Annotated in this window: 19 protein-coding genes; 11 read left to right on the plus strand and 8 right to left on the minus strand. The window is 66.3% G+C overall.

The genetic code is table 11. The features are described from left to right. The first annotated feature begins 133 nt into the window (after positions 1-133). Complete coding sequence (locus tag ACTX90_RS03265) at positions 134-1405, plus strand: polysaccharide deacetylase family protein (protein ID WP_231735998.1); 1272 nt, start codon at positions 134-136, stop codon at positions 1403-1405. Between the two features lie 38 nt (positions 1406-1443). On the opposite strand, the gene ACTX90_RS03270 is transcribed toward ACTX90_RS03265, so the two are convergent. Both ACTX90_RS03270 and ACTX90_RS03275 read right to left on the minus strand, forming a co-directional pair. Continuing rightward, the gene (locus ACTX90_RS03270) at positions 1444-4902 is read right to left on the minus strand and encodes a TM0106 family RecB-like putative nuclease (RefSeq protein WP_113606869.1); all 3459 of its coding nucleotides are present in this window, start codon (positions 4900-4902) and stop codon (positions 1444-1446) included. A gap of 79 nt (positions 4903-4981) precedes the next feature. Then, positions 4982-5296, minus strand: a complete 315-nt coding sequence (locus ACTX90_RS03275; protein ID WP_113606868.1) for a hypothetical protein — start codon at positions 5294-5296, stop codon at positions 4982-4984. A gap of 176 nt (positions 5297-5472) precedes the next feature. Between ACTX90_RS03275 and ACTX90_RS03280 the strand changes: the two genes are divergently transcribed. Beyond that, on the plus strand, positions 5473-6192 hold the full coding sequence (locus tag ACTX90_RS03280) for a M50 family metallopeptidase (protein ID WP_052772247.1): 720 nt from the start codon (positions 5473-5475) through the stop codon (positions 6190-6192). Here the strand turns inward: ACTX90_RS03280 and ACTX90_RS03285 are convergent. Next, entirely contained in the window at positions 6175-7350 is a 1176-nt protein-coding gene (locus ACTX90_RS03285; RefSeq protein ID WP_052772248.1) for a YihY/virulence factor BrkB family protein, read from the minus strand. The genes ACTX90_RS03280 and ACTX90_RS03285 overlap by 18 nt on opposite strands. Before the next feature lie 595 nt (positions 7351-7945). On the opposite strand from ACTX90_RS03285, the gene ACTX90_RS03290 reads away from it, so the two are divergent. Next, positions 7946-8698, plus strand: coding sequence for a transglycosylase family protein (locus ACTX90_RS03290; protein ID WP_424573667.1), 753 nt, complete (start codon positions 7946-7948; stop codon positions 8696-8698). A gap of 141 nt (positions 8699-8839) precedes the next feature. Continuing rightward, positions 8840-10213 carry a CoA transferase gene (locus ACTX90_RS03295; protein WP_052772249.1) on the plus strand — a complete coding sequence of 458 codons (1374 nt, stop codon included), beginning with the start codon at positions 8840-8842 and terminating at the stop codon, positions 10211-10213. Here the strand turns inward: ACTX90_RS03295 and ACTX90_RS03300 are convergent. Both ACTX90_RS03300 and kynA read right to left on the minus strand, forming a co-directional pair. After that, positions 10210-11049, minus strand: coding sequence for a PaaX family transcriptional regulator (locus ACTX90_RS03300; RefSeq protein WP_052772250.1), 840 nt, complete (start codon positions 11047-11049; stop codon positions 10210-10212). The two genes, ACTX90_RS03295 and ACTX90_RS03300, sit on opposite strands and share 4 nt — an antisense overlap. Beyond that, entirely contained in the window at positions 11039-11902 is an 864-nt protein-coding gene (gene kynA / locus ACTX90_RS03305; protein ID WP_053797411.1) for a tryptophan 2,3-dioxygenase, read from the minus strand. The genes ACTX90_RS03300 and kynA overlap by 11 nt, the downstream gene beginning before the upstream one ends. A 155-nt stretch (positions 11903-12057) precedes the next feature. Between kynA and ACTX90_RS03310 the strand changes: the two genes are divergently transcribed. From ACTX90_RS03310 to ACTX90_RS03325, 4 genes are all read left to right on the plus strand, one after another. Next, entirely contained in the window at positions 12058-12744 is a 687-nt protein-coding gene (locus tag ACTX90_RS03310) for a CE1759 family FMN reductase (protein ID WP_443443106.1), read from the plus strand. 240 nt (positions 12745-12984) lie between these two features. Continuing rightward, positions 12985-13770 (plus strand): 2-oxo-hept-4-ene-1,7-dioate hydratase, encoded by a 786-nt coding sequence (hpaH, locus tag ACTX90_RS03315; RefSeq protein ID WP_047118331.1) that lies wholly within the window; start codon positions 12985-12987, stop codon positions 13768-13770. Next, positions 13755-14564: an HpcH/HpaI aldolase family protein gene (locus tag ACTX90_RS03320; protein WP_082344630.1), complete on the plus strand. Its 810-nt coding sequence runs from the start codon at positions 13755-13757 to the stop codon at positions 14562-14564. The genes hpaH and ACTX90_RS03320 overlap by 16 nt, the downstream gene beginning before the upstream one ends. Before the next feature lie 84 nt (positions 14565-14648). After that, positions 14649-15959 carry a cell division protein PerM gene (locus ACTX90_RS03325; RefSeq protein ID WP_286163524.1) on the plus strand — a complete coding sequence of 437 codons (1311 nt, stop codon included), beginning with the start codon at positions 14649-14651 and terminating at the stop codon, positions 15957-15959. Positions 15960-15977: 18 nt separating this feature from the next. On the opposite strand, the gene ACTX90_RS03330 is transcribed toward ACTX90_RS03325, so the two are convergent. Further along, the gene (locus ACTX90_RS03330; RefSeq protein ID WP_443443108.1) at positions 15978-16499 is read right to left on the minus strand and encodes a DinB family protein; all 522 of its coding nucleotides are present in this window, start codon (positions 16497-16499) and stop codon (positions 15978-15980) included. Between the two features lie 147 nt (positions 16500-16646). On the opposite strand from ACTX90_RS03330, the gene purN reads away from it, so the two are divergent. Further along, complete coding sequence (purN, locus tag ACTX90_RS03335; protein WP_113606860.1) at positions 16647-17213, plus strand: phosphoribosylglycinamide formyltransferase; 567 nt, start codon at positions 16647-16649, stop codon at positions 17211-17213. A 35-nt stretch (positions 17214-17248) separates the two neighbouring features. After that, positions 17249-18760, plus strand: a complete 1512-nt coding sequence (locus ACTX90_RS03340) for an SDR family NAD(P)-dependent oxidoreductase (RefSeq protein WP_443443109.1) — start codon at positions 17249-17251, stop codon at positions 18758-18760. A gap of 107 nt (positions 18761-18867) precedes the next feature. Here the strand turns inward: ACTX90_RS03340 and ACTX90_RS03345 are convergent, their stop codons facing one another. After that, the gene (locus tag ACTX90_RS03345; protein ID WP_443443110.1) at positions 18868-21876 is read right to left on the minus strand and encodes an alpha-mannosidase; all 3009 of its coding nucleotides are present in this window, start codon (positions 21874-21876) and stop codon (positions 18868-18870) included. 535 nt (positions 21877-22411) lie between these two features. Between ACTX90_RS03345 and ACTX90_RS03350 the strand changes: the two genes are divergently transcribed. Next, positions 22412-22903, plus strand: coding sequence for a TetR/AcrR family transcriptional regulator (locus tag ACTX90_RS03350; protein ID WP_244910823.1), 492 nt, complete (start codon positions 22412-22414; stop codon positions 22901-22903). 9 nt (positions 22904-22912) lie between these two features. Here the strand turns inward: ACTX90_RS03350 and ACTX90_RS03355 are convergent, their stop codons facing one another. Then, a complete protein-coding gene (locus ACTX90_RS03355) occupies positions 22913-24250 on the minus strand; it encodes an MFS transporter (protein ID WP_443443112.1) in 1338 nt (445 codons plus the stop codon). Positions 24251-24347: the final 97 nt, after the last annotated feature.

Here is a 24347-nt window from a genome sequence, read left to right on the forward strand (position 1 = left end):
CAGTTTTGTATCGATTGGAGTAATGAACTGCCATTCGGTGTTTTTGGCAGGGCTGCCTGTGTAGTGTCGGAACGAGACGATGACAACGCCGTATCTGCTGGTTTTCGGCGCGTTTCGGGCATGGAGGTCGAAGATGATGAAGTTCGCACGGTTGCTGGCCGCAGGGATCCTGGTGGCGGCGCTCGCCGGATGCAGTAGTGAGCAACCCAACCCGCAGGACGCGGCGAACGACGCGTCGGCCGCCCCGGACGCCTCCGCCCAGGCCGCGCAGGAAGAAGCCCGCGTGGCCGAGGCCAAGGCGGAGATCAACCGGCTGGCCGACGGCTACGACTACCCGGCCGCCATCAAGATGGCTTCCAAGGACCCCAGCGAGGAACTGCAGAAACTGGTCCCGGGGCTGGAAGAGGAAAAGTCCCAGACCGTGGCCTGGGAGAAGCCGAACCAGATCCCGCACCTGTTTTTCCACTCGCTGGTCATCGACACCGACCGCGCCTTCGACGGGGACGGCGAAGCCCAGGGCTACAAGGACTACATGGTGACCCAGAAGGAGTTCACCGCGATCATCGAGGAGCTCTACGCCCGGGACTTCGTGCTGGTGAACCCCGCGGACTTCGCCGGCCCGGACAAGAAGGGGAACATGGCCTACCGCAAGATCATGCTTCCCAAGGGCAAGCAGCCGCTGGTGCTGTCGGTGGATGACGTGAGCTACTACGAGTACATGGACGGCGACGGGTTCGCGAGCAAGCTGCTGGTGGACAAGGACGGCAAGGTCCGCAACGAATACACCGATGCCAAGGGCAAAACGCATGTGGGAGCCTACGACGTGACCACCATGCTCGACGACTTCATCGAGGAGCATCCTGACTTCTCCTACCGCGACGCCCGCGGCCTCGTGGCCATGACCGGGTACAACGGCGAATTCGGCTACCGCACCTCGGCCAGCCAGTACCCGGAAAACAAGAACATCAAGAAGGACCAGAAGGCCGCGACCGAGGTCGCGGACGCCATGAAGGACGAGGGCTGGATCTTCGCCTCGCACTCCTGGGGCCACATTTCCACCGGCACCGTGGACATGGCGCGCTTCAAGCGGGACATGAAGCTGTGGAAGGAAGAAGTCGAGCCGATCGTGGGCAAGACCGAGCATTTGATCTACCCGTTCGGCTCGGACATCGCCCGCACCGCCAAGTACTCCGGAAGCCGGTACGAATACCTGGAAGACCAGGGATTCAAGTACTTCTACGGCGTGGACGGCACCATCCGCGCGTGGATGCAGCAGACCGACGACTACCAGCGCCAGATGCGCATCAACATCGACGGGCTGCAGTTCGACAAGGAACTGCGCGGGGACCGTCCGGTGCTCTCCGAGTTCTTCGACGTCAAGAAGGTCATCGACCCGGCACGCTGAACGCGCGCCGGGCCGGCGGACGGCGGGATCCAGCCGGGCTAGAGCGCCATGAAGGCGCCCAGCTGGGATAGGGCCGCCGGGCTGGAGGGCAGGTAGTCAGTCAGCCGGTCGCTGCGCACGATGACCGCTTTCCACTGGCCGCGGGAGATCGCCACGTTGACCCGGTTGCGGTTGAGCAGGAAATCGATGCCGCGCGCCGCGTCGGCCGCGCTGGAGCAGGCCATGCTCATCAGCACCACCGGGGCCTCCTGCCCCTGGAACTTGTCCACGGTGCCGACCCGCACGTCCCCGAGCCCCTCTGATTCCAGGACCTCGCGCACCATGTTGACCTGCGCGTTGTAGGCGGCGACCACCAGGATGTCCGAGGCCGCCAGCGTGCGGGAGGCGGCGTTTTGTCCCGGGGACCATTGCATGCCCAGATGCTCGCGCACCAGCGCGACGATTTCCGCGGCTTCCTCCGCGCTGCTGACGGTGTTCCCGCGGTGCTCCACCAGCCGGGTTTCCACCCCGGCGGCGCTGCCGGCCAGGCTGCGCTGGCCGGCGGCCTGCGCGGAGAACAGCTGGTGGTCGTAGCTCAGCGCGGAGACCTTGGCGCACAAGGCCGGGTGCATGCGCCACGAGGCGGCCAGGAAGTAGCCCAGCTCCCGGGGCAGCACCGGGCGGCCGTTGGACAGCCAGCCGAGCGCCGATTCGTCCACCGGCTGCGGATGCGAGCCCTGGGTCACCTGCGGCAGCTGCTGCGGGTCGCCGAGCAGCAGCAGGTTGCGGGCCGCCCGGGACACCGCCAGGGTGTTGGCCAGCGAGAACTGCCCGGCCTCGTCGATCACCAGCAGATCGAGGCTGCCGGCCGGCACCCTGGATCCGGTCATGGTCCAGGCGGTGCCGCCGATCAGCGCGCCGTCCCGGCCGGACAGCACGCGCTCCAGGTCCTCCTTGTCGGTGCCGTGCCACGGCACCGGGTCCTTGTGCTTGACCTCCTTGGCCACCAGATCCGGGTCGACGCCGGCGGAAATGGCCTTGCGCAGCACGTTCTCCACCACCGCATGGGACTGCGCCACGACACCGATCTTCCATCCGGCATCCACCAGTTCGCGGATCACGTGGGAGGCGACGAACGTCTTGCCGGTGCCCGGAGGGCCCTGCACCGCCAGGTACGAGTTGTCCAGGTCCTGCAGCGTGCGCACCACGGCCTGGTAGACCTGGGCGCTGCCGTCCACCACGGCCGGCTCCACCGGCGCGGCCAGGGTCTTCAGCCGTGGCGGGATGCGGCGCAGGATGTCGATGCCCGGCTGCTGCGGCAGCACCGGGACAGTGGATCCCACCGCGATGGCGAGCTGCGCCAGCGCCTCGTCGATGCTCTTGGTGGCAATGGGCTTGTCGGGGGTGAGCGCGACCGGGAAGGCCCCGTATTCGGGGATCTTGCCGCTGGTCTTCTCCGCGATGGTGATCCAGCCCTCGCCCACCTCCACCACCGTCGCATTGAAGGCGCCGCCGCGCAGCGCCTTGTCGTCGACCTCCATGCCTTCGGGCAGCGGGCCGGCGAACATGGCGAACACCCCGGAGCCGGGGGAGAGCAGCGAGCCCTCGGCCAGGGTGCCGTGCAGCCTTGAAATCCTGGTCACGGTGCGGGCCCGCGGCGTGGGCTTGTGCCAGTCTTCGAGCACCTGCGCCGAATCCACCATGAAGACCCCGCGCACGTCCGCCCACTCGTCCATGTTTTTGCTGAGCCGGTCGAAGTGGTCCCACCAGTACTGCTTCTTCTCACGCCGGTTGTAGCCTGTCGCGGCGGCGACCATCGCGATGGCGCGGTCGTCCGCGCCGAGCGCCTCGCCCTCGGGCAGCGCCGCCAGGTACTCCTGCAGGCGCAGCTCCTCCGGGGCCGGCTCGTACTCCTCGACGGCTTCGGGCACAGCCGAGTCCGGAATCAGCGTGTGCGGCTGGAAATCGACAAGGGACAGCAGCCAGTCGCGCAGGCGCAGCGTCGAGAGGCAGTCGTATTCGTTGTAGTCGGCAATGGAATCCAGCACCTGCTGCGCCTCGGCATCGGCGCCTGAATCGCGGGCCTGCATGTACTGGGCGTAGGCGACCACCGAGGCGCCGGCGTCGGTGACATCGCCCGAGCGCAGGTGCTCGCCCATGTACAGCGGTTCAAGCTTCTTGATCGAGTAGGAGCGGGTGGAGACGACCAGCGAATTGCGCACGGTGTCGTACAGGTCGATCAGCAGGTTCTCGCGCAGCCACTGGTCCACCTCGTCCTCCCCGGCGATGTGGACCTGGGAGAGCTTGCGCAGGGCGCTCTTCTCATAGGCCGCGTAGTGGTAGATCTTCATGCCCGGGAAGCGGCGGCGCCGCTGTTCCACGTACTCGATGAAGTCGAGGAATGCCCGGCGTTCGCCGGCCCGGCTGTGCGCCCAGAACGGACGGAACACCGGTTTACCGGTGTCGTTCTCGATCACTCCGAACAGGTATTCCAGGCCCCATGAATCATCCAGCGGTTCCTGGTAGAGCGGGTCGCCCTCGAAGTCGAAGAAGATGTCCCCCTGGTCGGGGTTGGGCAGGCTGGTGATGGTCTGGTCCGACTTCACCCGGTAGGACACGTTCTGGATGGTGGTGGCCAACGGGTCGGCGCCCACCTGCATGCGGGCCTGCTCCACGGCGCGGGCCAGCGAGGTCTTGGGATCGGGCTCCAGCGCGGCGAGCTGGTCGATTGTGGAAATGCCCTGGCGGCGCAGCTTTTCGCGCTGGGCCATGGACATGCCGGCGACCAGCAGCAGGTCGCGGGTCTGCTCCACCTGTTCGGCGCACAGGCTGCATCGGCCGCACAGGCGCAGCTGGTCCGAATCCCAGGCCACGGGCTGGCCGGAGGCCTGGTGCTCGCGCACCATGGACAGGAAGTGGTCGCGCTGCGCGCGGAAGACCGGCAGGATCTCATCGATGCGATGGGACGAATGGGTGCCGTCGCCCAGCACCAGCGTGGTGTGGGGGTGGACCTCGATGCCCTCGGCCATCATCTGGTCCGCGTAGGCTGCGACTTGGAGCAGCGCGCTGACGCGGGCATGGCGGGCAAGCTTCGTGTCCCACACGGCCCAGGATCCGTCTTCCTGGCGGACCAGGAAGTCGGCGAAGCCGACAAATGACCCGTCGAAGAAGGTCGCCTGGAAAATGACGTCGGCACCGCTGCGCAGCACTGCCAGCGTCTGCTCATGGGCCCGGCGCAGGGACTGCTCGGTCATCTCCGGCCGGTCGGTGAATTTCTTGACCCCGGTCCCGGTCTGCGGGTTGTACTCGCCGTATCTCTGCACAAGCTGGTCCAGGACGCGGTGTTCGTGCACGTCGCCGAGCACCGCGGTGCGGTGCAGCATTTCGTCGGTGACGGCGTCCGGCTTCTCTCGGCGTTCCAGCCGGACGTCCAGCAGGAACAGCGACTGGTACTGGCAGTCGACGGCGATTGACAGGTCGCTGGCCGAGTATACGAGGTGCTGGTTCAAAAAGAACACGGGGCCGGTGCCTTTCGCCGACTAGATAGTTACCTAGTCAACGTAGCACTCGACCCCGACAAAAGGATTATTGGGATTCCTACTGGTCAGCGGCTTTCTTCTTGCCGCCCAGGAGCAGCGAGAGCAGACCGACGCCTGCGGTGACGGTGTTGACTGCAGGCCATGCGCCCATCGACTTGGCCATCGGGTGGGACGCGCCGAAGCCTGAAACGTAGGCGGAGGCCAGGGTGACTGCCCGCGCGGTTCCGGCGTCCTTCTTCCAGATCATGAATGCACCCACGCCTGCCGCACCCAGAACCACTGCCGCCAGTGGACGCTTCTTGGTGGCACGACCGGTTGCGTAGCCGCCAGCCAGACCGGTGACTGCCAGTGCAGTTGATGCCAAACGTGACACGATGAACCTCCAGTGAGATATGTTGTTTTGCTTCATCCATCGTATGGCTGCCAGCTGTGACTATTCATAGAACTTCTCCCTGCACGTGTCGTGCGGTTCGGTTCGCCGGCCCGGGCTTGGAAGAATGGAACCGAATATAGTCCAGGGCTCGCGCAGCCCGAGCGGAAGAGCGGCGAATGAACCTGAATATCGGCGAAGCATGGGCTCGTCTGGCCGAACCGGTTGCTGTCGACCTGCAGGCCTGGCAGTGGGCAGCCTTGGCCGTCGCCGTCGGGTTGCTGGTCCTGCCGCGCCGGATCTGGCGCATCACCGGGCTGTACTCAACACTCATCCACGAGATGGGGCACATTGTCTCAGCGATGCTCACCGGGCGATTCGTCATGGGCCTGCGTCTGGGATGGGACCATTCCGGCGAAGTGGTCAGCCGCGGCCGGGGAAAATTCTCGGTCATTTTCTCGGGCCTTTTCGGGTATCCGGCGCCGTTGTGGGTGTCGGCGGTGATGCTGTGGGCGATTTCCGAGGGTTATGCCGGCCGGGCGCTGGGCGTCTACGCGCTGTTCTTCCTGCTGGCCTTGTTCTTCGCCCGCAACTGGCCCGCGGTGGTGGTCTGCCTGGTCACCTCCGCGGTGGCCCTGGCCGTGGTGTTCTTCGCCCCGGCCGGCACCTATGTCTACCTGTCGCTGCTGATTGCCGGCTTTCTGCTGCTGGCCGGAGTCAAGGACTTCATCAAGGTCATCGGAGTGCACACCTGGCGGCGGCGCGATCTGGGGCAGTCCGATGCCTACCTGATAGCCCGCGCGACCGGTACCTTCGCCACCCTGTGGCTTGTGGTGATGCTGGCGCTGGGGACTGCGGCGTTGCTGTGGGCCGTGAGCAGCCTAGTCGGACTTTTCTGAGGCATGCTTGTCCACTGATTTCTTGGTCGCCCATCGGGTGACAGCCCAGGCCGCCGCGGCAACCAGGACGATCGGCGCGACCTTGGCCTTGCGTTTGGTTTTCCCTTCCGGGTCCACCGCCATGTCCTGTAGCGGATCGCCGCCGTGCTTGATGCGGATTTCCTGGGCCTGGACCAGGTCGCGGTAGTTGGACAGGGACTTCTTGGCCACCAGCGTTGAATCACGCAGCGGCAACTGGACCTCTTCGGCGGACGGCATTCCGGTGCGCAGCTGCCTGAGCCTGATGAATTCGATGTCGACCAAGGCTCCGAGGATCAAGGCGATATTGCTGACCCAGCAGGCGACGATCAACACGATGACGCCGCCGATGGCCCCGTAGGTTGCCGAATAGTTGGCGAAGTTGCTCAGGTAGATGCTGAAGCCTGCCATGGAGAGTCCCAGAATGAACATCGCAGTGACAGTGCCCGGCGAGAACCACTGGAAGCGCGGGCGCTTCACGTTCGGGGTGTAGTAATACAGCAGCGCAAGGACCAGCAGGAAAACCACCAGCAGTGCGGGAGGTTTGGCCAAGTTGAAGATCGTGACAAAGCTGTCGCCCAGGCCGAAGATGTTCCCCAGCGCCTGCGCGACGGATCCGGAGGCGACCAGCAGGACCATGGTGATGACCGCCAAGACCATGATCAGCAGGGTGATCAGGAACATCTGCGGGCGGCGCTTCCACTGGGGCCGGCCTTCGGTTGCGCCGTACAGCCGGTTCATCGACCGGCCGAATGCGGCAACGTAGGCCGAGGTGCTCCACAACGCACCCAGCGAACCTGCCACGATCGCCAGCGTTGTCCCGGCCGCATGTTCAGCCAAGGTGTCGAGCAGCTGTTCGGCCGTGTCCAGCAGCTGCTTCGAGTCGCCGGTCAGTACTTCGCCGTTCGGGGCCAAGGCCATGTGCAGCACCTCCAGCATCCATTCGGTGCCGCTTTCGGTGGCGCCCGCGAGCGTCAACAGCGAAATGAGTGCGAGAAGTCCGGGGAACATGGCGAGCACCATGTAGAAGGACAGGGAGGCGCCGCCATCGAGTCCATCGTTTCTGAAGAACTCGCGCACTGCGCGCGGATAGCAGAGGTAAGCCTCCCGCAGCCTGTCCTTCGCGGACCTTTTCGTCATGGGCATGAGCTTCCTCTGTTGCCCAATGCCGGGCTCTTGGCGTTGCATCTTGGTTTCAGCCTACAGAAGATCGGATTCGCACGTTCCGCAACTGCGCCCTGCCTAGGGATAAATACGGGATTATGCAGTATCGGGCACTCATTTCTCCGCTCGCGGCGCGGTATCGAAAAGATGCATGTGTCGTCGGGCACACCGGGCAGGGAACCCTTTGCTGCTTGGATTGAATAGCTCAGACAAAATGAAGTGGTTCCATATCACAATTGGGGTCCAGGAATCCATTTCGAAAACATAACGCTCGGGGTGCTTCGATGTGGGAATCAGGGCTTGGGGAGAAGATTTCTTAAATTTTTTTTTCTGACTTTGACCTCGTGTTTTAGTGTCCCTGAGAATTCACTGAGTTGCCAAGGTGGCGGGGAGGTGCGCTATCGTCTTTCATAACGTTTCGATAACACTCGCGGTGTTATGGGGAAACAGGTACTGCCGGAACTTCCGAACCGCTCGTCAGGGCAGTGCTTAATCAACGTCGAAATGCGACGCTGAGCGGTGCACAAGGATGGTCTTGGAAGGCCTGAGTGCGGAAGAGCACTGGAGAATAATGATCCAGCAGAAGACTAAGAAGATTGTCCGTCGCGGTGGAGCCACCCTGGCCGCGTTCGCAGTTGCCGGCGGCGCCATGGTTGCCACCACCGCACCTGCCTCGGCAGCAAGCACCTGGGACAAGTTGGCCCAGTGCGAGTCCGGCGGAAACTGGTCCATCAACACCGGTAACGGCTACTCGGGCGGCCTGCAGTTCTCGCCGTCGACCTGGAAGGCCTACGGCGGCAAGGGTTCGGCCCATAACGCGTCGAAGGCCGAGCAGATCCGCGTGGCCACCAAGGTCCAGCAGGGCCAGGGCTGGGGCGCATGGCCAGCTTGCACCGCCAAGCTTGGCATCAGCGGCTCGCCTAAGGGCACCGCCACTAAGCAGGCAACCTCGACCGCCAAGAAGTCGAGCACCCAGACTTCGCAGAAGGCCAAGTCGTACAAGTCGTACTCGAACGACTACGAGCGCACTGCTTCGCGCAGCGCAGCTCCAACCCAGTCGGTCAAGTCGGTCAAGTCGACCAAGTCGGTTGCTCCGGCAACCTCGGGCAAGCGCGTCGCCGCAGCCCCTGCTCCGGTGAGCTTCAACATCGACGTCACCGATTCGGGCAAGAACTACACCGTGAAGTCCGGCGACACCCTGGCAAAGATTGCCAAGAAGCTGGACATCAAGGACTGGCGCGGGCTGTTCGTCTTGAATGACGACCAGCTGAGCAACCCAGACCTGATCATGGTCGGACAGACCCTGAACGTTCCTACGAAGTAATTTCGCAGAACGATTCCCGAGTCCCACGATTGGCATTCAGCCGGTCGTGGGACTCGTCTTTTAAGGCGTCGGAAGCCTCTGGAATCGCGTACTCGTTTTATACCTATATATAAAGGTATAAAAGCGGCATATGGTGGCGTCATGAAAACCGATTTCACCCATCCGCAACCGGCCGTGCAATGGGACATTCTGGGTGCAGGATTCCAAGAATCCGCGTTGCTCGAACGGCCCGGCACGAGGGGCGGCGCTCCCGGCAGCTGGTGGGGCGGGGCGCTGGATGTGGAAGGGCTGGCGAGCCACAGCGTGGGACTAGTCGGCCAGGCGGTCGCCGAGCTGTCCGCCGGACGATGCGAGCTGCGCAGTGGGCCGTCCCAGCTGGCCGCGGGCTTCGAGTCCTTCCGGCACCTGAAGATCGCGGGGCGCACGGTGCAGGCTTTCGCGCCGCTGTCCGGATTCTTCCCGACCGCCCGGGGATGGATCCGGACCCATGCAAACTATCCGCACCATGAACGTGCGCTGTTGGATGCGATGAATGCCAGCGGCCCTGAGCAGCTGACTACCGCGCTCGCGCAGTCCGATGCCTTCGAAGCCCAAGAACGCATCGTGGCCGCCGGAGGCATCGCCGCCGCGGTACGCAGCCGCAAGCAATGGCTCGACGAACCGCAAGCGCAGCCGGCAGCGGCAGGACCCTGGGCGCAGTTCGAGTTGTCCGCAATGCCCGAGACCGGCGTGTGGCGGTTCCATCCGGAGTCCCGGCTGCCCCTGGAAGGACTGAAAATCCTGGACTTCACCCGGGTCATCGCCGGTCCCACGGCGTCCCGGACGCTGGCACTGCTGGGCGCGCAGGTGCTGCGCGTGGACGGACCCCGGATCCCGGAACTTCCCGACCAGCACATCGACACAGGATTCGCGAAGCGCAGCACGGTGCTGGACCTTGCCACGGTGCCGGGGCTGGCGGCAGTCCACGAGCTGCTGGCGCAGGCGGATGCGGTGATCCTGGGATACCGGCCCGGGGCCTTGGAAACGCTCGGACTGTCCGCCGAGAGCCTGCGGGAGCGCTACCCGCAACTAGTCATCGCCCAGCTGTGCGCTTGGGGCTTCGCAGGTCCGTGGGCATCCCGCCGCGGGTTCGACAGCATCGTGCAGGCTGCCACCGGCATCGCGGACGCGTACCGGACGCCGGGCGGGAAACCCGGAGCTCTTCCGGTTCAGGGGCTGGATTACGCCGCCGGATACGGTATTGCGGCCGCGGTGATCGCCTTGCTTCGGGCCCGCACCGAGCGGCAGCGGACCGGGACCGTGCGGTTTTCGCTGGCCAGGACCGCGCAGGCCCTGTTCGACTTCGGCCGCCCCGCCGCCCCGGCAGTGGAGCTCGGAACCCCAGCGACCGCCCGCCGGGAGAGCGGCTACGGCATGCTCGACTACGCGCTGCCGCCCTTCGAGCTCAATGGCGCGCAGCTGGACTACCCGCAGGCGCCGACGCGCTACGGCACGGACCAGCCCGCGTGGGCCTAGCCTTTGAGGAGGGCCGTGGCGAAATGCCGCGCGCCGGGTCCATAGGCCCGGGACAGGGCGAGGAAACGTTCGCGGCTGGGCCGGCCGGGCCAGTTGCCAGGCAGCATGGCATCAGGCAGTCCGGGATCGAGGTAGGGCAGCGCCCGCCAGGCGTCGACCATGGCCACGTAGCCGCGGTAGGCGGCGGCCGGCGAGGCTGGCTGCGCGTCCAGCGCGGCGGTGCTCTCCAGGAAGGTTGAATGCATCGATTCCAGCCGGCCGAGGTCCCACCACTGCCGTGCGGCCTGCATGGCGCCCTCGGGGAAGTCCGGGGTCTGCGTGGTGAAGACGGTGGCGTAGGAGCGGACCTCCAGCGCGCCGAGGACCTGGAGCACTTCCTCGCGCAGGTAGCCGGGGAAGATCCACAGCCCGGCATTGACCAGGCCGCCGCCGAGCTGCAGGAAGTGCTTGCGCACCTGGTGCCGCAGGGGTCTCATGGTCTCCGGCAGCGAATAGGCCACCAGGCACCATAGTTCTTCGTCCGCCATTTGGCGTGGCGTGAAGATCCGGCGGTCGCCCCGGGCGAACATCGCGTGGGCCGCGGCGGTGACCTGCAGGCTGGAGGTCCCGGCGGCCTCCAGCACGCCGCGGTCCGCCAGCCGCGAAATCGCCGTCTGCGCGGTCGGGGCCGAGACCTCGGCGGCCGTGGCCAGCGCCAGGATCTTGGTGCGGGCTACCGGAGCGGCTTCATGGCGCAGGTACAGGCCCGCGATGGTGCGGATGATGGAGGCGGCGCTGCCGGTACGCGCCTCGAAATCATCCAGGGTGAAGGCGACGAGCTGCGTGCTAGCTGCCAATTTCGGTGCGCACCGCAAACAGCTCGGGGAAGAACGTCAGGTCCAGGGCGCGCTTGAGGAAGTCGACGCCCGATGAGCCACCGGTGCCGCGCTTGAAGCCGATGGTGCGCTGCACCACACGCAGGTGGCGGAAGCGCCAGGCCTGGAAGTTGTCCTCGACGTCCACCAGGTCCTCGCAGGCCTGGTAGAGGCTCCACAAGGTGTCCTCGGATTCGTAGATGTCCTTGTAGACCGGGATCAGCGATTCCTGGAAGGTCCACGGCTTGGTGACATCGCGTTCGAGCACCTCTGCCGGGATGTCGTAGCCGTGGCGGGCCAGCGCCGCGAGGAACACGTCGTAGAGGGTCGGCTCGTTCAGCAGGTTGCTGAGCAGCTCGTGCGCCTTGGGATCCGCTTCGTGGACCTTGAGCATTCCGGCGTGCTTGTTGCCGAGGATGAATTCCACCGCGCGGTACTGGAAGGACTGGAATCCCGAGGAGGATCCGAGGAAGCCGCGGAACTGCGCATACTCGCGCGGGGTGAGCGTCGCCAGCACTGACCACTGCTCGGTCAGCGTCTTCTGGATGTGCTTGACGCGGGCAAGGCACTTCAGTGCCTTGCCGATGTCGTCGGCGCCCAGCAGGCGGCGCGCCTCGACTAGCTCGTGGAGCATGAGCTTGAGCCACAACTCCGAGGTCTGGTGCTGGATGATGAACAGCATCTCGTCGTGGTGCTCCGGCACGCTGACCGGATGCTGCGCGGAGAGGATCCGCTCCAGGTCGAGGTAGCTGCCGTAGGACATCGTGTTGTGGAAGTCGGTGCGGACCCCCGACTCGATGTCACGCTGATTGGTTCCATGCTGGTCTTTGCTCATGGAGACAAGAGTATCAATATCGTTTCGCTCGTCACAATAATGAAATTCGCAGTTTTCGCGCACGGGCAGTCAGTCTTTCCGGGCCTCGGGAATAGATCTCCGATGTTGCGGGTTGTTACATGCATACGCATCTAAACCTCGGGAAAGGCGTGAACATGAGCAAGTCCGTTGTGGTGATCAGTGGTGGCCTGGGAAGCCCGTCGAGTTCCTCGCTGCTGGGACGCCAGCTGGGCGAATCCATCGCCGGGCAGCTGGCGCTCGCCGGCGTGCAGGCCGACGTGGCCAACATCGAGCTGCGCGAGCACGCCAGCGACATCACCAACAACATGCTCACCGGATTCGCCGCGCCAACCCTGCAACGGATCATCGACGCGGTGGTCGGCGCCGACGTGCTGGTGGCCGTGACGCCGGTCTTCACCGCCTCGGTATCCGGCCTGTTCAAGTCCTTCCTGGACATCCTGGATCCCAAGTCGCTCAGCGGCAAGCCGGTAGTACTCGCCGCCACCGCGGGCACCCAGCGCCACCAGCTGGCCATCGACTACGCCATGCGGCCGATCTTCGCCTACCTGCGCGCGCAGGTCATGCCCACCACCGTCTTCGCCGCGTCGGAGGACTTCGGCGGCCAGGGCATCTCAGGCACCCTGTCCGACCGCGCGCAGCGCGTGGCCCGCGAGGTGGCCATGGCCCTGGCGGCCTCCGACGGGGAGCTGAAGCCCGACGCCGATCTGGGCGACACCCGGTCCATCGCCCCGTCGGTCAGCGAAACCGCCGACCCCAACGACGAGATGACCTCCCTGCCCTTCGAAGCGCTGCTGGCCAACGTCCGCTCCGGGGCCAGCTAGGCCAGCCCCGGAACCCGTGAATCCCGCGGGGCGCCGAGCTCCAAGCCCGGTGCCCCGCGGGATTTTCCATGCCTGCCGGCATCTCGACCGGATTCGTCGAGGGCAGGGAGAAAATGTTAGTACGATGTGCCATGCCTGCTGAACACCGATAACATCAAGGATTGTGGGTCGAGCAGCGACGCGACGGCGTTCGGCGGTGCCCGCGCAGCTTTGTACTACCAGTGAAAGGTGTAGCAGTCGATGCTATCCGAGGAAACAATCACGGCAATCGCCGATGAACTGGTCCAAGCAGGAGTCACGCGTACCCCGGTGCCCCGCCTGACTGCCCGCTACCCGGAAATGACCGTCGAGGACTCCTATCGGGTGCAGAACCTCTGGCGCCAGCGCTCCGAGGCCAACGGCCGTGTGCTGGCAGGCCGCAAGATCGGCCTGACCTCCCGCGCCATGCAGATGGCCACCGGCATCACCGAGCCGGACTACGGCATCATCTTCGACGACATGGTCCTGGACTCCGGGTGCACCGTGAAGTGGGACCAGTACACCCACCCGCGCATCGAAATGGAACTGGCGTTCAAGCTCAAGAAGGACATCAAGGGCCCGAACGCGAACATCTTCGACGTGCTGGAAGCCACCGAATACGTCATCCCCGCCCTGGAGATCCTCGATTCGCGCATCGAGATGGAAGGCCGCACCATCGTGGACACCATCTCCGACAACGCGGCGATGGGCGCCATGGTCATCGGCGGCAATCCGGTGCGTCCGGAAGCCGTGGACCTGCGCTGGGTCTCAGGCATCCTGTTCAAGAACCAGACCGTGGAGGAAACCGGCGTCGCCGCCGGCGTGCTGAACCACCCGGCCGCCGGCGTGTACTGGCTGGCCAACAAGATCGCCGCCCACGGCGATAAGCTCAACGCCGGCGAGATCATCCTCGCCGGATCTTTCACCCGTCCGATGTGGGTCTACGAAAACGACACCGTTTTCGCCGACTACGGACCGCTGGGAACCGTGACATGCCATTTCGAGTAGAACCCGATGCCTCGCTGAAGGACGCGCTCAAGGACGCCGACCACGCCCTGTCAGGGGTGTGGGTCTGCTCGGGCTCCCCGCTGGTCGCAGAGATCTGCGCCGGCGCCGGCTTCGACTGGCTGTTCATCGACGGCGAGCACTCGCCCAACGACCTGGGCAGCATCCTGGCCCAGCTGCAGGCGGTGCGCGGCTACCCGGTGGTGCCCGTGGTACGCCCGCCGGTGAACGACCCGGTGGTCATCAAGCAGTACCTGGATCTGGGGGTGCAGTCGCTGATCATCCCGATGGTCAATGACGCGCAGCAGGCGGCCAACGCTGTCGCGGCCTGCAACTATCCGCCGGCCGGCGTGCGCGGCGTCGGCTCGGCGCTGGCCCGCTCGGCCCGCTGGAACCGCATCCCCGACTACCTGAACCGGGCCGGGGAGACCATCACCGTCATGGTGCAGATCGAATCCGCCGAAGCGGTGGAGAACGTCGAGGCGATCGTGGCCACCGCGGGCCTGGACGGCATCTTCATCGGGCCTTCGGACCTCGCGGCCTCCATGGGGGTGATCGGCCAGCAGAACCACCCCGAGGTGGTCGCCGGCGTGATGAAGTCCATTGCCGCGGCCCGCGCCGCCGGCAGGTACGTGGGCGTGAACGCCTTCGATGCGGCCACCGCGCGCAAGTACATCGAAGCCGGGGCCCAGTACGTGGGCGTCGGCGCGGACGTGGCGCTGCTGGCCCGCTCCACCGAGGCGCTGGCCGCCAGCTACCGGGCCGAGGCCGCGGGCGCAACGCCTGACAGCTACTGACCCAGGCGATCTGCCTTACCCAAGGTGCCATCATTGCGCGTCGATCATGATCGGTCGGCGCCGATGGTGGCACCATGGAAGATGATGAGCCGCGAAAAGAAACCCATGAAGGCAGTGATGTTGCGCCTGCGCAACGGCTGGCCGATGCCCCTTGCCCTGCAGGGAGTCTTCGAGATGCTGCAATCGGTCGTGTTCGCCCTGGCGCTGATTGCCCTGCCGCTGGTCGCTGTCTACTTCAGCGGCGGCTTCCTGGAGGACTCCTTCGAGACGATCCTGCAGTTCGCCGGGTTCGTCTGGCTGCTCATCCACGGTGTGCCCATCGAGGTCTTCAACTTGGGGCCCGAGACGGATCCGAGCTCGGTCACCGGCTGGCTGACGCTGATGCCGCTGGGGCTGAGCCTGCTGCCCTTCCTCTTCTGCCTGCGCGCCGGGCGCCGCATTGCCCGCGCCTCCTACACCGACCAGCTCTGGCAGGGCCTGCTGGGTGCCATCCTGGCCTACGGGGCCATCGGCACCGGCGTCGGCTTCCTGGTCGCGAACGACTACGGCCGGGTCAATATCCTGGCCGCCACCTTCATTCCGCTGATCATCGCCTCGCTGGGCCTGATCATCGGCGCCCGCCGCGAGGCCGGCTCCTGGGGCCGGCTGTTCGGCATGGACACCGCCGCCTACCTGCACAGCGTCTCTCCGCACCGCCGCTGGGCCGGCTCCTACGTATGGCATGTGATCGTCTCGGGCTTCATGGGCTACGTGGCCGCCGTGGGCATCTCCGGCATCCTGCTGACCATCACCCTGGGGCTGCACTGGACCGAGGTCGCCAACGTCTACCAGGAACTGCGCCCCGGGCCCATCGGGTCCGCCGCACTGACCCTGCTGCAGCTGGCACTGATCCCCAACGCGGTGTTCTGGGTGCTCTCCTGGATCAGCGGCGGCGGGTTCAGCCTGGGTGCGGGCAGCACGCTGTCCACGCTGGAAACCACCGTCGGCCCGCTGCCCTCGATCCCGATGCTGGCGGCGCTGCCTTCCGGCGAGCCGGCCAACCAGTGGCTCTACCTGCTGATCCCGGTGCTGGCAGGCATCCTGGCCGGCTGGTACTTCCTGCGCGTGGGGGAGAACCACCTGGAAGACTGGTTCGCCCGCCGCATCCCGTTCAACGCGCTGGCGCTGGGCGCCTCCACCGCCTGCCTGGCCGTGTTCACCGGTATCGTGGCCGGCCTGATGTCGCTGGCCGGTTCGTGGCTGTCCTCCGGCTCGCTGGCCATCGGCCGGCTGACCGAGATCGGCCCGCACGCCTGGGTGACCGCCGGGGCGCTGGCCCTGCAGATCGGTCTGGGCACCGCCATCGGCTACCTGATCGCCCCGCTGTTCGAAACCGACCCGGTGCTCGAAGGCTAGCGCCGGCGGCGGATCGGTTCAGGCGTCCAGATCCCAGAGGTGGTGCACCACGTCATGCCAGGCATACTGGTTCAGTGTTTCCACCGTAAACGCGGCGCCATTTGAGCGTATGCCCCTGCGGGAATATTTCTCCGGACTGATGCTTTCAAGCCTGGCGGCATAGGCCTCGGCCGCCGCGCGCAGCTTCTGCGACGCCTGTTCCGGGCTCAGCGTGTTGTAGTGGCCCTGCTCGGCGGCAACATCCTGGTCCCAGTTCGGAAAGCCCGGGTCGGCCTGCTCCAGCATCAAATCCAGGCGCCCGAGCATGACTTCCAGCATCTCGGCCACGTGCACCACGTACTCCTGGTCGCTCCAGCGGGCGGGGTTGCGGCGGGTCGCGGCCCCCGGACGCTCCAGCACCGACTGGTAGCGCTTGACCACCTGCGGCACCTGCGCCACGGTTTCCTGCACCGACAGGGTGCGCACGTCGACACCGCACTCGGGGCACACTTCATGCAGGACGAAGGTCCAGTCCTTGTCATCCGGGACGATCTGGCTCATGGTCCACTCCTTGGTTGCTCGGCCGGAAATTCAGTCTAGGCCTGGGCCGGGCCCATGGACAGGGGGCCGGTTCGATGTGACGAAGTTCGAAGGCCGCAGCAGGCACCGGGTCGGTGCAGGCTTGCCGCCAACCGTAGAATGGAAGATATGCGTATTGTGGTTTTGGTGTCCGGCACCGGTTCGAATCTCCAGGCAGTCATCGACGCGGTCGCCAGCGGCGAACTGGCAGATGTGCAGATCGCGGCGGTGGGCGCCGACAAGCACGGCACCTACGGGGTTCAGCGTTCGGCGGCCGCCGGCATCGAGACCTTCGTGGTGAACTTCAAGGACTTCGCGGACCGCGGCGAGTGGAACCACGCGCTGACCGAAAAGTGCCTGTCCTACGCCCCGGACTACGTGGTGTCCTCCGGCTTCATGCGCATCGTGGGCGAGGAATTCATCAACGCCTTCGACGGCACCTACATCAACACCCACCCGGCCCTGCTGCCGTCCTTCCCCGGCGCCCACGGCGTGCGCGATGCCATGGCCTACGGCGTGAAGGTAACCGGTTGCACCGTGCACATCGCGGACGCCGGCGTGGACACCGGCCCGATCCTGCGCCAGGAAGCCGTGGCCATTCTGGACACCGATACCGAAGAGACCCTGCACGAGCGCATCAAGGTGGTCGAACGCCGCCTGCTCATCGCCACCCTGGCGGACCTGGCCGCCAAGTAGCCGCCGCCCGCCGGCCGCACCCTAACGAGACTGAGATGACCGAACACGCTTCCCCGGCCGCGGCCGGCGACCCCGAACTTTTCACCGCCGAGGAACTGGCCACCGCGCTGAAGGTGCTCTCCGTGGTGCACCAGCTGGACTCCGAGGACGAACGGCATATCGCCGTGCGCCGCGCGACCAGCAACATGTTCAAGGCCGCCAAGCGCTACCGCAAGTCCCAGAAGCGCGCCGAGATCAGCGCCGCGGACCGCGCGCTGATCGAGCGCACCGCCACCGGCTCCCCGCAGCGGCTGGACGACGAGACCCTGGGCCTGGATTTGAGCACTCCGACCCTGGAACAGAGCGCCGGGGAATTCCGCAAGCCGCGCGGCTGCTACATCTGCAAGCAGCGCTACACCACGGTGGACGCCTTCCACCACTACCTGTGCCCCGACTGCGCCGCCGCAGGCCGCGAACGCCGCGACGCCCGCGCGGACCTGACCGGCAAGCGCGCGCTGCTCACCGGGGGACGGGCCAAGATCGGCATGCACATCGCCCTGCGCCTGCTGCGCGACGGCGCCCACACCACCATCACCACCCGCTTCCCCAAGGACGCGGCCCGGCGCTTCGCGGCGCTGGAGGACAGCGCGGACTGGCTGCACCGGCTGCGCATCGTGGGCATCGACCTGCGCGACCCCGCCCAGGTGATCTCGCTGGCCGACCGCGTCGCGGCCGAAGGCCCGCTGGACATCCTGATCAACAACGCCGCCCAGACCGTGCGCCGCACGGCGAACTCCTACCAGCACCTGATCGAATCAGAGCAGCAGCCGCTGGCCGGGGAACTGGCCTTCGGGCAGGGCGGCCCGGAGCTGTGGGGAGAAGCGAACCCGCCGGCCGAGCACCCCCGCGCCCTGGCCAGCGCCTTCCGTCTGGAGGACTCGGCGCTGCTGGCCCCGAGCACGCTGGGCAGCTACGATGCGCAGCAGCTCGCGGACCTGGCGATGACCGCCGGCTCCGCCTCGCTGGAGCGCATTGCCGCGGGCACCGCCATCGACGCCGGCGGGCTGGTGCCTGACGTGGTCACCGAGAATTCCTGGACGCAGATCCTGGGCGACGTGGATGCGCTGGAGATGCTGGAAGTGCAGCTGTGCAACGTCACCGCGCCCTTCCTGCTGGCCTCCCGGCTTCGCCCGGCGCTGGCCGCCTCCGAGGCGCGCCGCAAGTACATCGTGAACGTTTCGGCCATGGAGGGCCAGTTCTCCCGCCGCTACAAGGGCGCCGGGCACCCGCACACCAACATGGCCAAGGCCTCGCTGAACATGCTCACGCGCACCAGCGCCGAGGAAATGCTCAAAACCGACCGGATCCTGATGTCCGCGGTGGACACCGGCTGGATCACCGACGAGCGCCCGCACGATTCGAAGGTGCGGATGGTCGCCGAGGGCTGGCACGCCCCGCTGGACCTGATCGACGGCGCCGCCCGCGTCTACCAGCCCATCGTTGACGGCGAGCGCGGCATCGACCTCTACGGCTGCTTCCTCAAGGACTACGAACCGTCCCCGTGGTGACGGACGGTCAACCAGCAAAACCCGTGATGGCGGGGCAGTTCGCAAAGAACTGCCCCGCCATCACGGGTTAATGGGACCTAGCTGCCAGGCTAGGCGCGGCTGGTGGATCAGGCCAGGGTAAAGCGCAGGGTGCGCACCTCGAAGGCTCCGAGCTTGAGCTGAACAGAATTTTCGTTCACTTCCACCGGCTCCAGCGGATCTTCCAGCAGGCTCGCCGTGGCGGCCGAGGCCACCGGGCGGTTGAGGCTCAGCGCGCCGGAGGCGCGGCGTCCCAGCGATTCATACACCCGCACCACCAGGTCCCCGGAGCGGTCGGCGGCCAGCTTCACGCTGGAGACCACCAGGCCGTCGCCGGAGAGCGCCACCAGCGGCTCGACCTCGCGGGCGCCGGAGCGCACGGTTTGCGCGCTGTTCAGCAGTGCGCCGGCTTCGGTGGCGCTGGCGATGTCCGCGCCGATGACCAGCCCGTAGCGGTGGGTCTGCAGCCCCTGGTCCGTCTGCGGATCCGGGAAGCGCGGGGCGCGCAGCAGCGAGAGCCGCACGGTGGTGGTGACCCGGGCGTCCTCGGCGTCGCGGGTGACGTCGAACCCGTAGATCGAGTCGTTGACCAGCGCGGCGCCGAAACCGGGTTCCTGGGCCAGCACGAAGCGGTGCATCGAGGTTTCGAACTTCGCCGCCTCCCAGCTGGTGTTCACGTGGGTGGGGCGCTGGTGGTAGCCGAACTGCGTTTCAGCGATCGTCTGCTCGGCGTGGATATCCAGCGGGAAGGCGACCTTGAGGAACTTCTCCGCCTCGTGCCAGTCGGTGCTCTGGGAGATCTGCACGGTGCGCTCCCCGGGAGCCAGCGACAGTTCCTGGACCACCGTGGAGTTGGAAAAGCTGCGGGTCACCGTCACGGTGGCAGTGCCCCCGGTTTCGGAGAGCTGCAGGCTGTCCGCCGAACGCAGGTCGGTGACCTGGTTGCGGTAGTACTTGTCCACGTCCCAGGCATCCCACATGTTCGGGAAGTCCTGGTGCAGCTGCAGCAGGTTGGCTTCCTTGCCCTCGGCAATGGTTTCGCGGCCGGTGGCCAGGTCCACGGCGGAGGTGATCAGGCCTTCGGAGTTGATGACCACGCGCACCAGCTCGTTGCCCAGCACGTATCCGCCGTCCAGGGCTTCGGCCCGCACCGGCTGCGCCGTGGCGGGCTCCAGCTCGCGGGCCGCGCCGAAAGACACCCCGTGGCGGGTGTAGGCCGCGGCATTGAACTCCAATTGCAGGCCGCCGGATCCGGCCAGCACCTGCTGGGCGCGGGCGATCAAGGCCCGGGCCTGGGTGATGGCCTCGGCGTAGCGGGCCACCACCTCGCGGTGCACCCAGGCGATGGAGGTGCCTGGCAGGATGTCGTGGAACTGGTGCAGCAGCACCGTCTCCCACAGCTCGTCGAGCTGCTCGTAGGGGTAGGGCTCGCCGGTGTACACCGCAGCGGTGGCGGCCCACAGCTCGGCCTCGACCAGCAGCTGCTCGGTGCGGCGGTTGCCCTGCTTGGTCTGGTGCTGGCTGGTCAGGGTGGCGCGGTGCAGCTCCAGGTAGAGCTCGCCCACCCACACCGGCGGGTTGGGCAGCTCGGCCTTGGCGCGGTCGAAGAAGTCGTTGGGATGCTCCCAGGCCACCGTGGCGCTGCCTTCCAGGTTGGCCAGGCGCTTGGCCTTGCCGGTCATCTCCCGGGTGGTGCCGCCGCCGCCGTCGCCCCAGCCCACCGGGGCGATCGAATTGTTCGTGACCCGCGCTTCGCGGAACTGGCGGGCGGCCTTGGCCACTTCCTCGCCCGAGAGCTGGGAGTTGTAGGTGTCCATGGACGGGAAGTGGCTGAACATGCGCGAGCCGTCGATGCCCTCCCAGTCGAAGGTGTGGTGCGGGAACTTGTTCTGCTGGTTCCAGGAGATCTTCTGGGTGAAGAACCACTCGAAGCCGGCGCGGCGCATCAGCTGCGGCAGGGCGGGGGAGTAGCCGAAGGAGTCAGGCAGCCAGACGCCCTTGGAAGTGATGCCGAATTCCTCGCGGAAGAAGTTCTGGCCGTAGAGGAACTGGCGCACCAGGGATTCGCCCGAGGGCATCACGGTGTCGGATTCCACCCACATGCCGCCCAGCGGCAGGAAGCGGCCCTCGGCCACCTGGCGCTTGACCCGGTCCCAGACCTCGGGGCGGTGGGTCTTCAGCCACTTGTACTGCTGGGCGCTGGACATGCCGTAGAGGAATTCCTCCTCGGTCTCCAGCAGCTCCACCATGGAGGAGCAGGTGCGCGAGACCTTGCGGATGGTTTCGCGCAGCGGCCACAGCCAGGCCGAATCGATGTGCGAGTGCCCGATGGCGGAGATCCGGTGGGCGCTGTGCTCGGCCGGGGCGGCGAGCACAGCCGCCAGCTTGTCGCGGGCGTCCTGCGCGGTCTGCGGGACGCGCTGCAGGTCCAGCACGTCCAGGGCATTGTCCATGGCTTGAAGGATCTGGAAGCGGCGCGGGCCGTCGGGCAGCTGCTCCTGCAGGTCGAAGAGCACCTCCAAGTCCAGGGCCAAATCGTGCACCACCGGTTCGAAGACCGCCAAATCCAGGCGGCGCAGCGTGTAGAGCCGGCGCGAGGAGGAAGTGAGGATGTCGCCCTGCTCGGTGGGCAGGAAGGGATGGTAGTCCAGCAGCACCGGGTTGGAGGCCGCTTCCATGTACAGGTCCACCACTTCGCCGCCCTCGGCGGCCGCGGCGACCGGCACCCATTGGTTGCGCGGGTTCAGTGCCTTGATGGTGATGCCGTCCGGGCGGTAGATCAGCCCTTCGCACTGGAAGCCGGTCATGTTGATATCGAAGCCCAGGTCAATGACCGCCTCGACGCGGCGCCCGGCCCAGGAGGCGGGAACCTGGCCCTGGAGGTGGAACCAGGTGGTGCCCCAAGCCGCGCCCCACGGGGTGCCGACCGAGGCCGGGGTGTACTCCAGCGCAAGGCCCTCGGCCGGCGTCACCGGTTCACCGGGCAGTTCGTGCCACGACACCTGCAGCGGAATGCTTTCCGAGTAGATGGCCGGACGAATTCGTTCGTCTAGTACGCGCTTGACTCGTCCGATGGTCAGCGAAGTGTCGTCGTGCATGAAGACCTTTCAAGGGTGGGACCTGCTTCGGTACAGCTCACTGGCCACACTACCGAAAAAACCGGGGCGCGAGCTGGTGCAACTCCCCCTGGCCGCGGGCGCAAGCTGGCAGTTCCCTGCGCGCGGGAAGCGCGCCCCGCGGTCTCCCGCAGGATCGGGCCGTACCAGCTTCGCGGCCTTCGCATGGTGTTGGCCGGAATCCTATCGACCGCGCGTGAAGCCTTCTGAGTTCGACAAATCGAGATGGGGCAGGCGAAAACAGGCGTCTTTTCAGCGCAGATCCGGATGAAGCCCAGCAGATGCCCAAGTTCTGGAACTACACTGAATGCCTCCCAGAATGGAATGATCGCTTCCACTTCGTCAGATCTCCCATCAACGACTACCGTTAGAACGTTGCGGGGCAGGAAAGTTGCCCCGGGCACCCTGGAAACTGTGAAAGGTGGGGAAACGCATGCGCTCAGATGCACTACGACGACGTAAGCAAATTCTCCGCACGGCTCGTGAACTCTTTGCAACCCATGGCGCCAATGTGGCCATGGAATCAATCGCCGAAGCCAGCGACGTCGGTATCGGCACGCTGTACCGGAACTTCGCCGCACGCCCCGAACTTGTTGAGGAAGTCACCCTGGACATGCTCCAGGACGTCCGGCAGGCCGCCGAGCGCGCCGCCGCCGGCCTGGCCCGGGGCGAGAACCAGGCTTGGCAGGAATTCCTGGACGCCCTGGTGGGACTGAACCTGGGTGCGCTCAGCGAATCGCTGAGCCTGCAGCTCCCGCAGACCATCGGCGAGCGGATCATGCAGCCTCAGCGGGACACCGCGCGGGTGGTCAGCCAGGCCCTGGAACTGGCCAAAGCGGCCGACCTGGTCCGCCAGGACCTCACCGGCAACGAGCTGATCACCGGCATCGGACTGGCCACTAGGCCGCTGCCGCGCGCCTTCGCCAAGGCCGCTCCCGGGATCGGCAACCGGCTGACCCGCATCATGCTCGACGGCATGCTGCCCAATCCGGCCATCGGAAATCCCTAGCCGAGGCGTTCAGCCCAGCTCCCGCCCGCGGGTTTCCGGAGCGAACTTCGCCATGAACAGCACTGCGAGCAGCACCAGCGCGGTGGCGCCGGCGAACAGCCAGGACAGGCCGACAACCGGCCAGAGCGCGGCGAACAGCAGCGGACCGAAACCTGCGGCGAAACGGGACATGGTCGAAGCCCAGCCGAAGCCGCTGGCCCGCAGTTCGGTGGGATACAGCTCGGAGACATAGGCGTAGAGCACCGGGATCGCCACCTGGACCACCACGCCGAAGACCAGGATCCAGCCCACGGCGGTGGCCGGGACATCAAGGCTCTGCGCCACCACAACCAGCACCAGGCCCGAGAGCGGGCCGAAGATGCCCAGCAGCCACTTGCGCCCGATCTTCTCCACCAGCAGCGCGGCGATGACCACGCCGATCAGGCCCATCAGCGCCATCACCGCGGTGGCGAAGAAGGACGCTGACTGCGCCATGCCCGCCTCGGTCAGGATGGTCGGAAGCCAGGTCAGAGCCAGGTAGTAGACCAGCAGGATGGTCACGAAGAGCAGCCAGCTGGTGGCCGTCAGCTTCCACGAATGGCGCCACAGCGAGGCAGCCTGCTCCCACCAGCGCGGGGCCTTGGGAAGTTCGTCCTGCTCGATCACGTACTCGCGCGGCGCAGCTCCGGTGCGCGCCACCAGCTGGTCGATGACCGCGCGAGCCTCGGATTCACGGCCCTTGGCCGCCAGATACAGCGGGGATTCCGGGATGGAGCGGCGCACCACGTACACCATGAAGGCCGGCAGGATCATCACCACGAGGATCAGCCGCCAGTTGTTGGAGGTCGCCATGACCCAGCCGGAGACGAAGAACGACAGGGCGGCGCCGACCGGCCACCAGCCGTCCATGGCGGTCAGCACGCGGCCGCGGTACCTGGCCGGGGTGAATTCGCCGACCAGCGCGTAGTCCACCGGGATGCAGCCGCCCAGGCCCACGCCGGCCAGGAAGCGGAAGGCCACGAAGAAGCCGAAGTTCGGCGACAGGGCGCCGAGCACGGTGAATAGGGCGAACATCAGCAGCGTCAGGCTGAAGGCGTTCTTGCGCCCGTAGCGGTCGGCGATGCCTCCCCAGAGGAACGCGCCGATGGCCATGCCCACCAGGTTCGAGGTTCCCAGCAGCGCCGCGGTCGGCCGGTCCAGCCCCCATTCCTGGGCGACCAGCGGGATCAGCGCGCCGTTGAGCGTCACGTCCCAGGCGTCGAACATGAAGCCGAGCCCGCCGATGATGAAGATGGTTCCCTGGACCTTCCACTTGAACGGAAGCTCCTGCACCACATGGGTGCCGGAGGGGAGGGTGGCTGTGGACACGGTGGTGTACCTTTCGCACGGTGCAGATGATGTGGCTTCTACCGCGTCGAAGCTTAGCCGATATCCGCGCGCGGCGGGTACCCGCCTTACGTCTGAT

The organism is Glutamicibacter soli, from assembly GCF_052322135.1.
Lineage (GTDB): Bacteria > Actinomycetota > Actinomycetes > Actinomycetales > Micrococcaceae > Glutamicibacter > Glutamicibacter soli.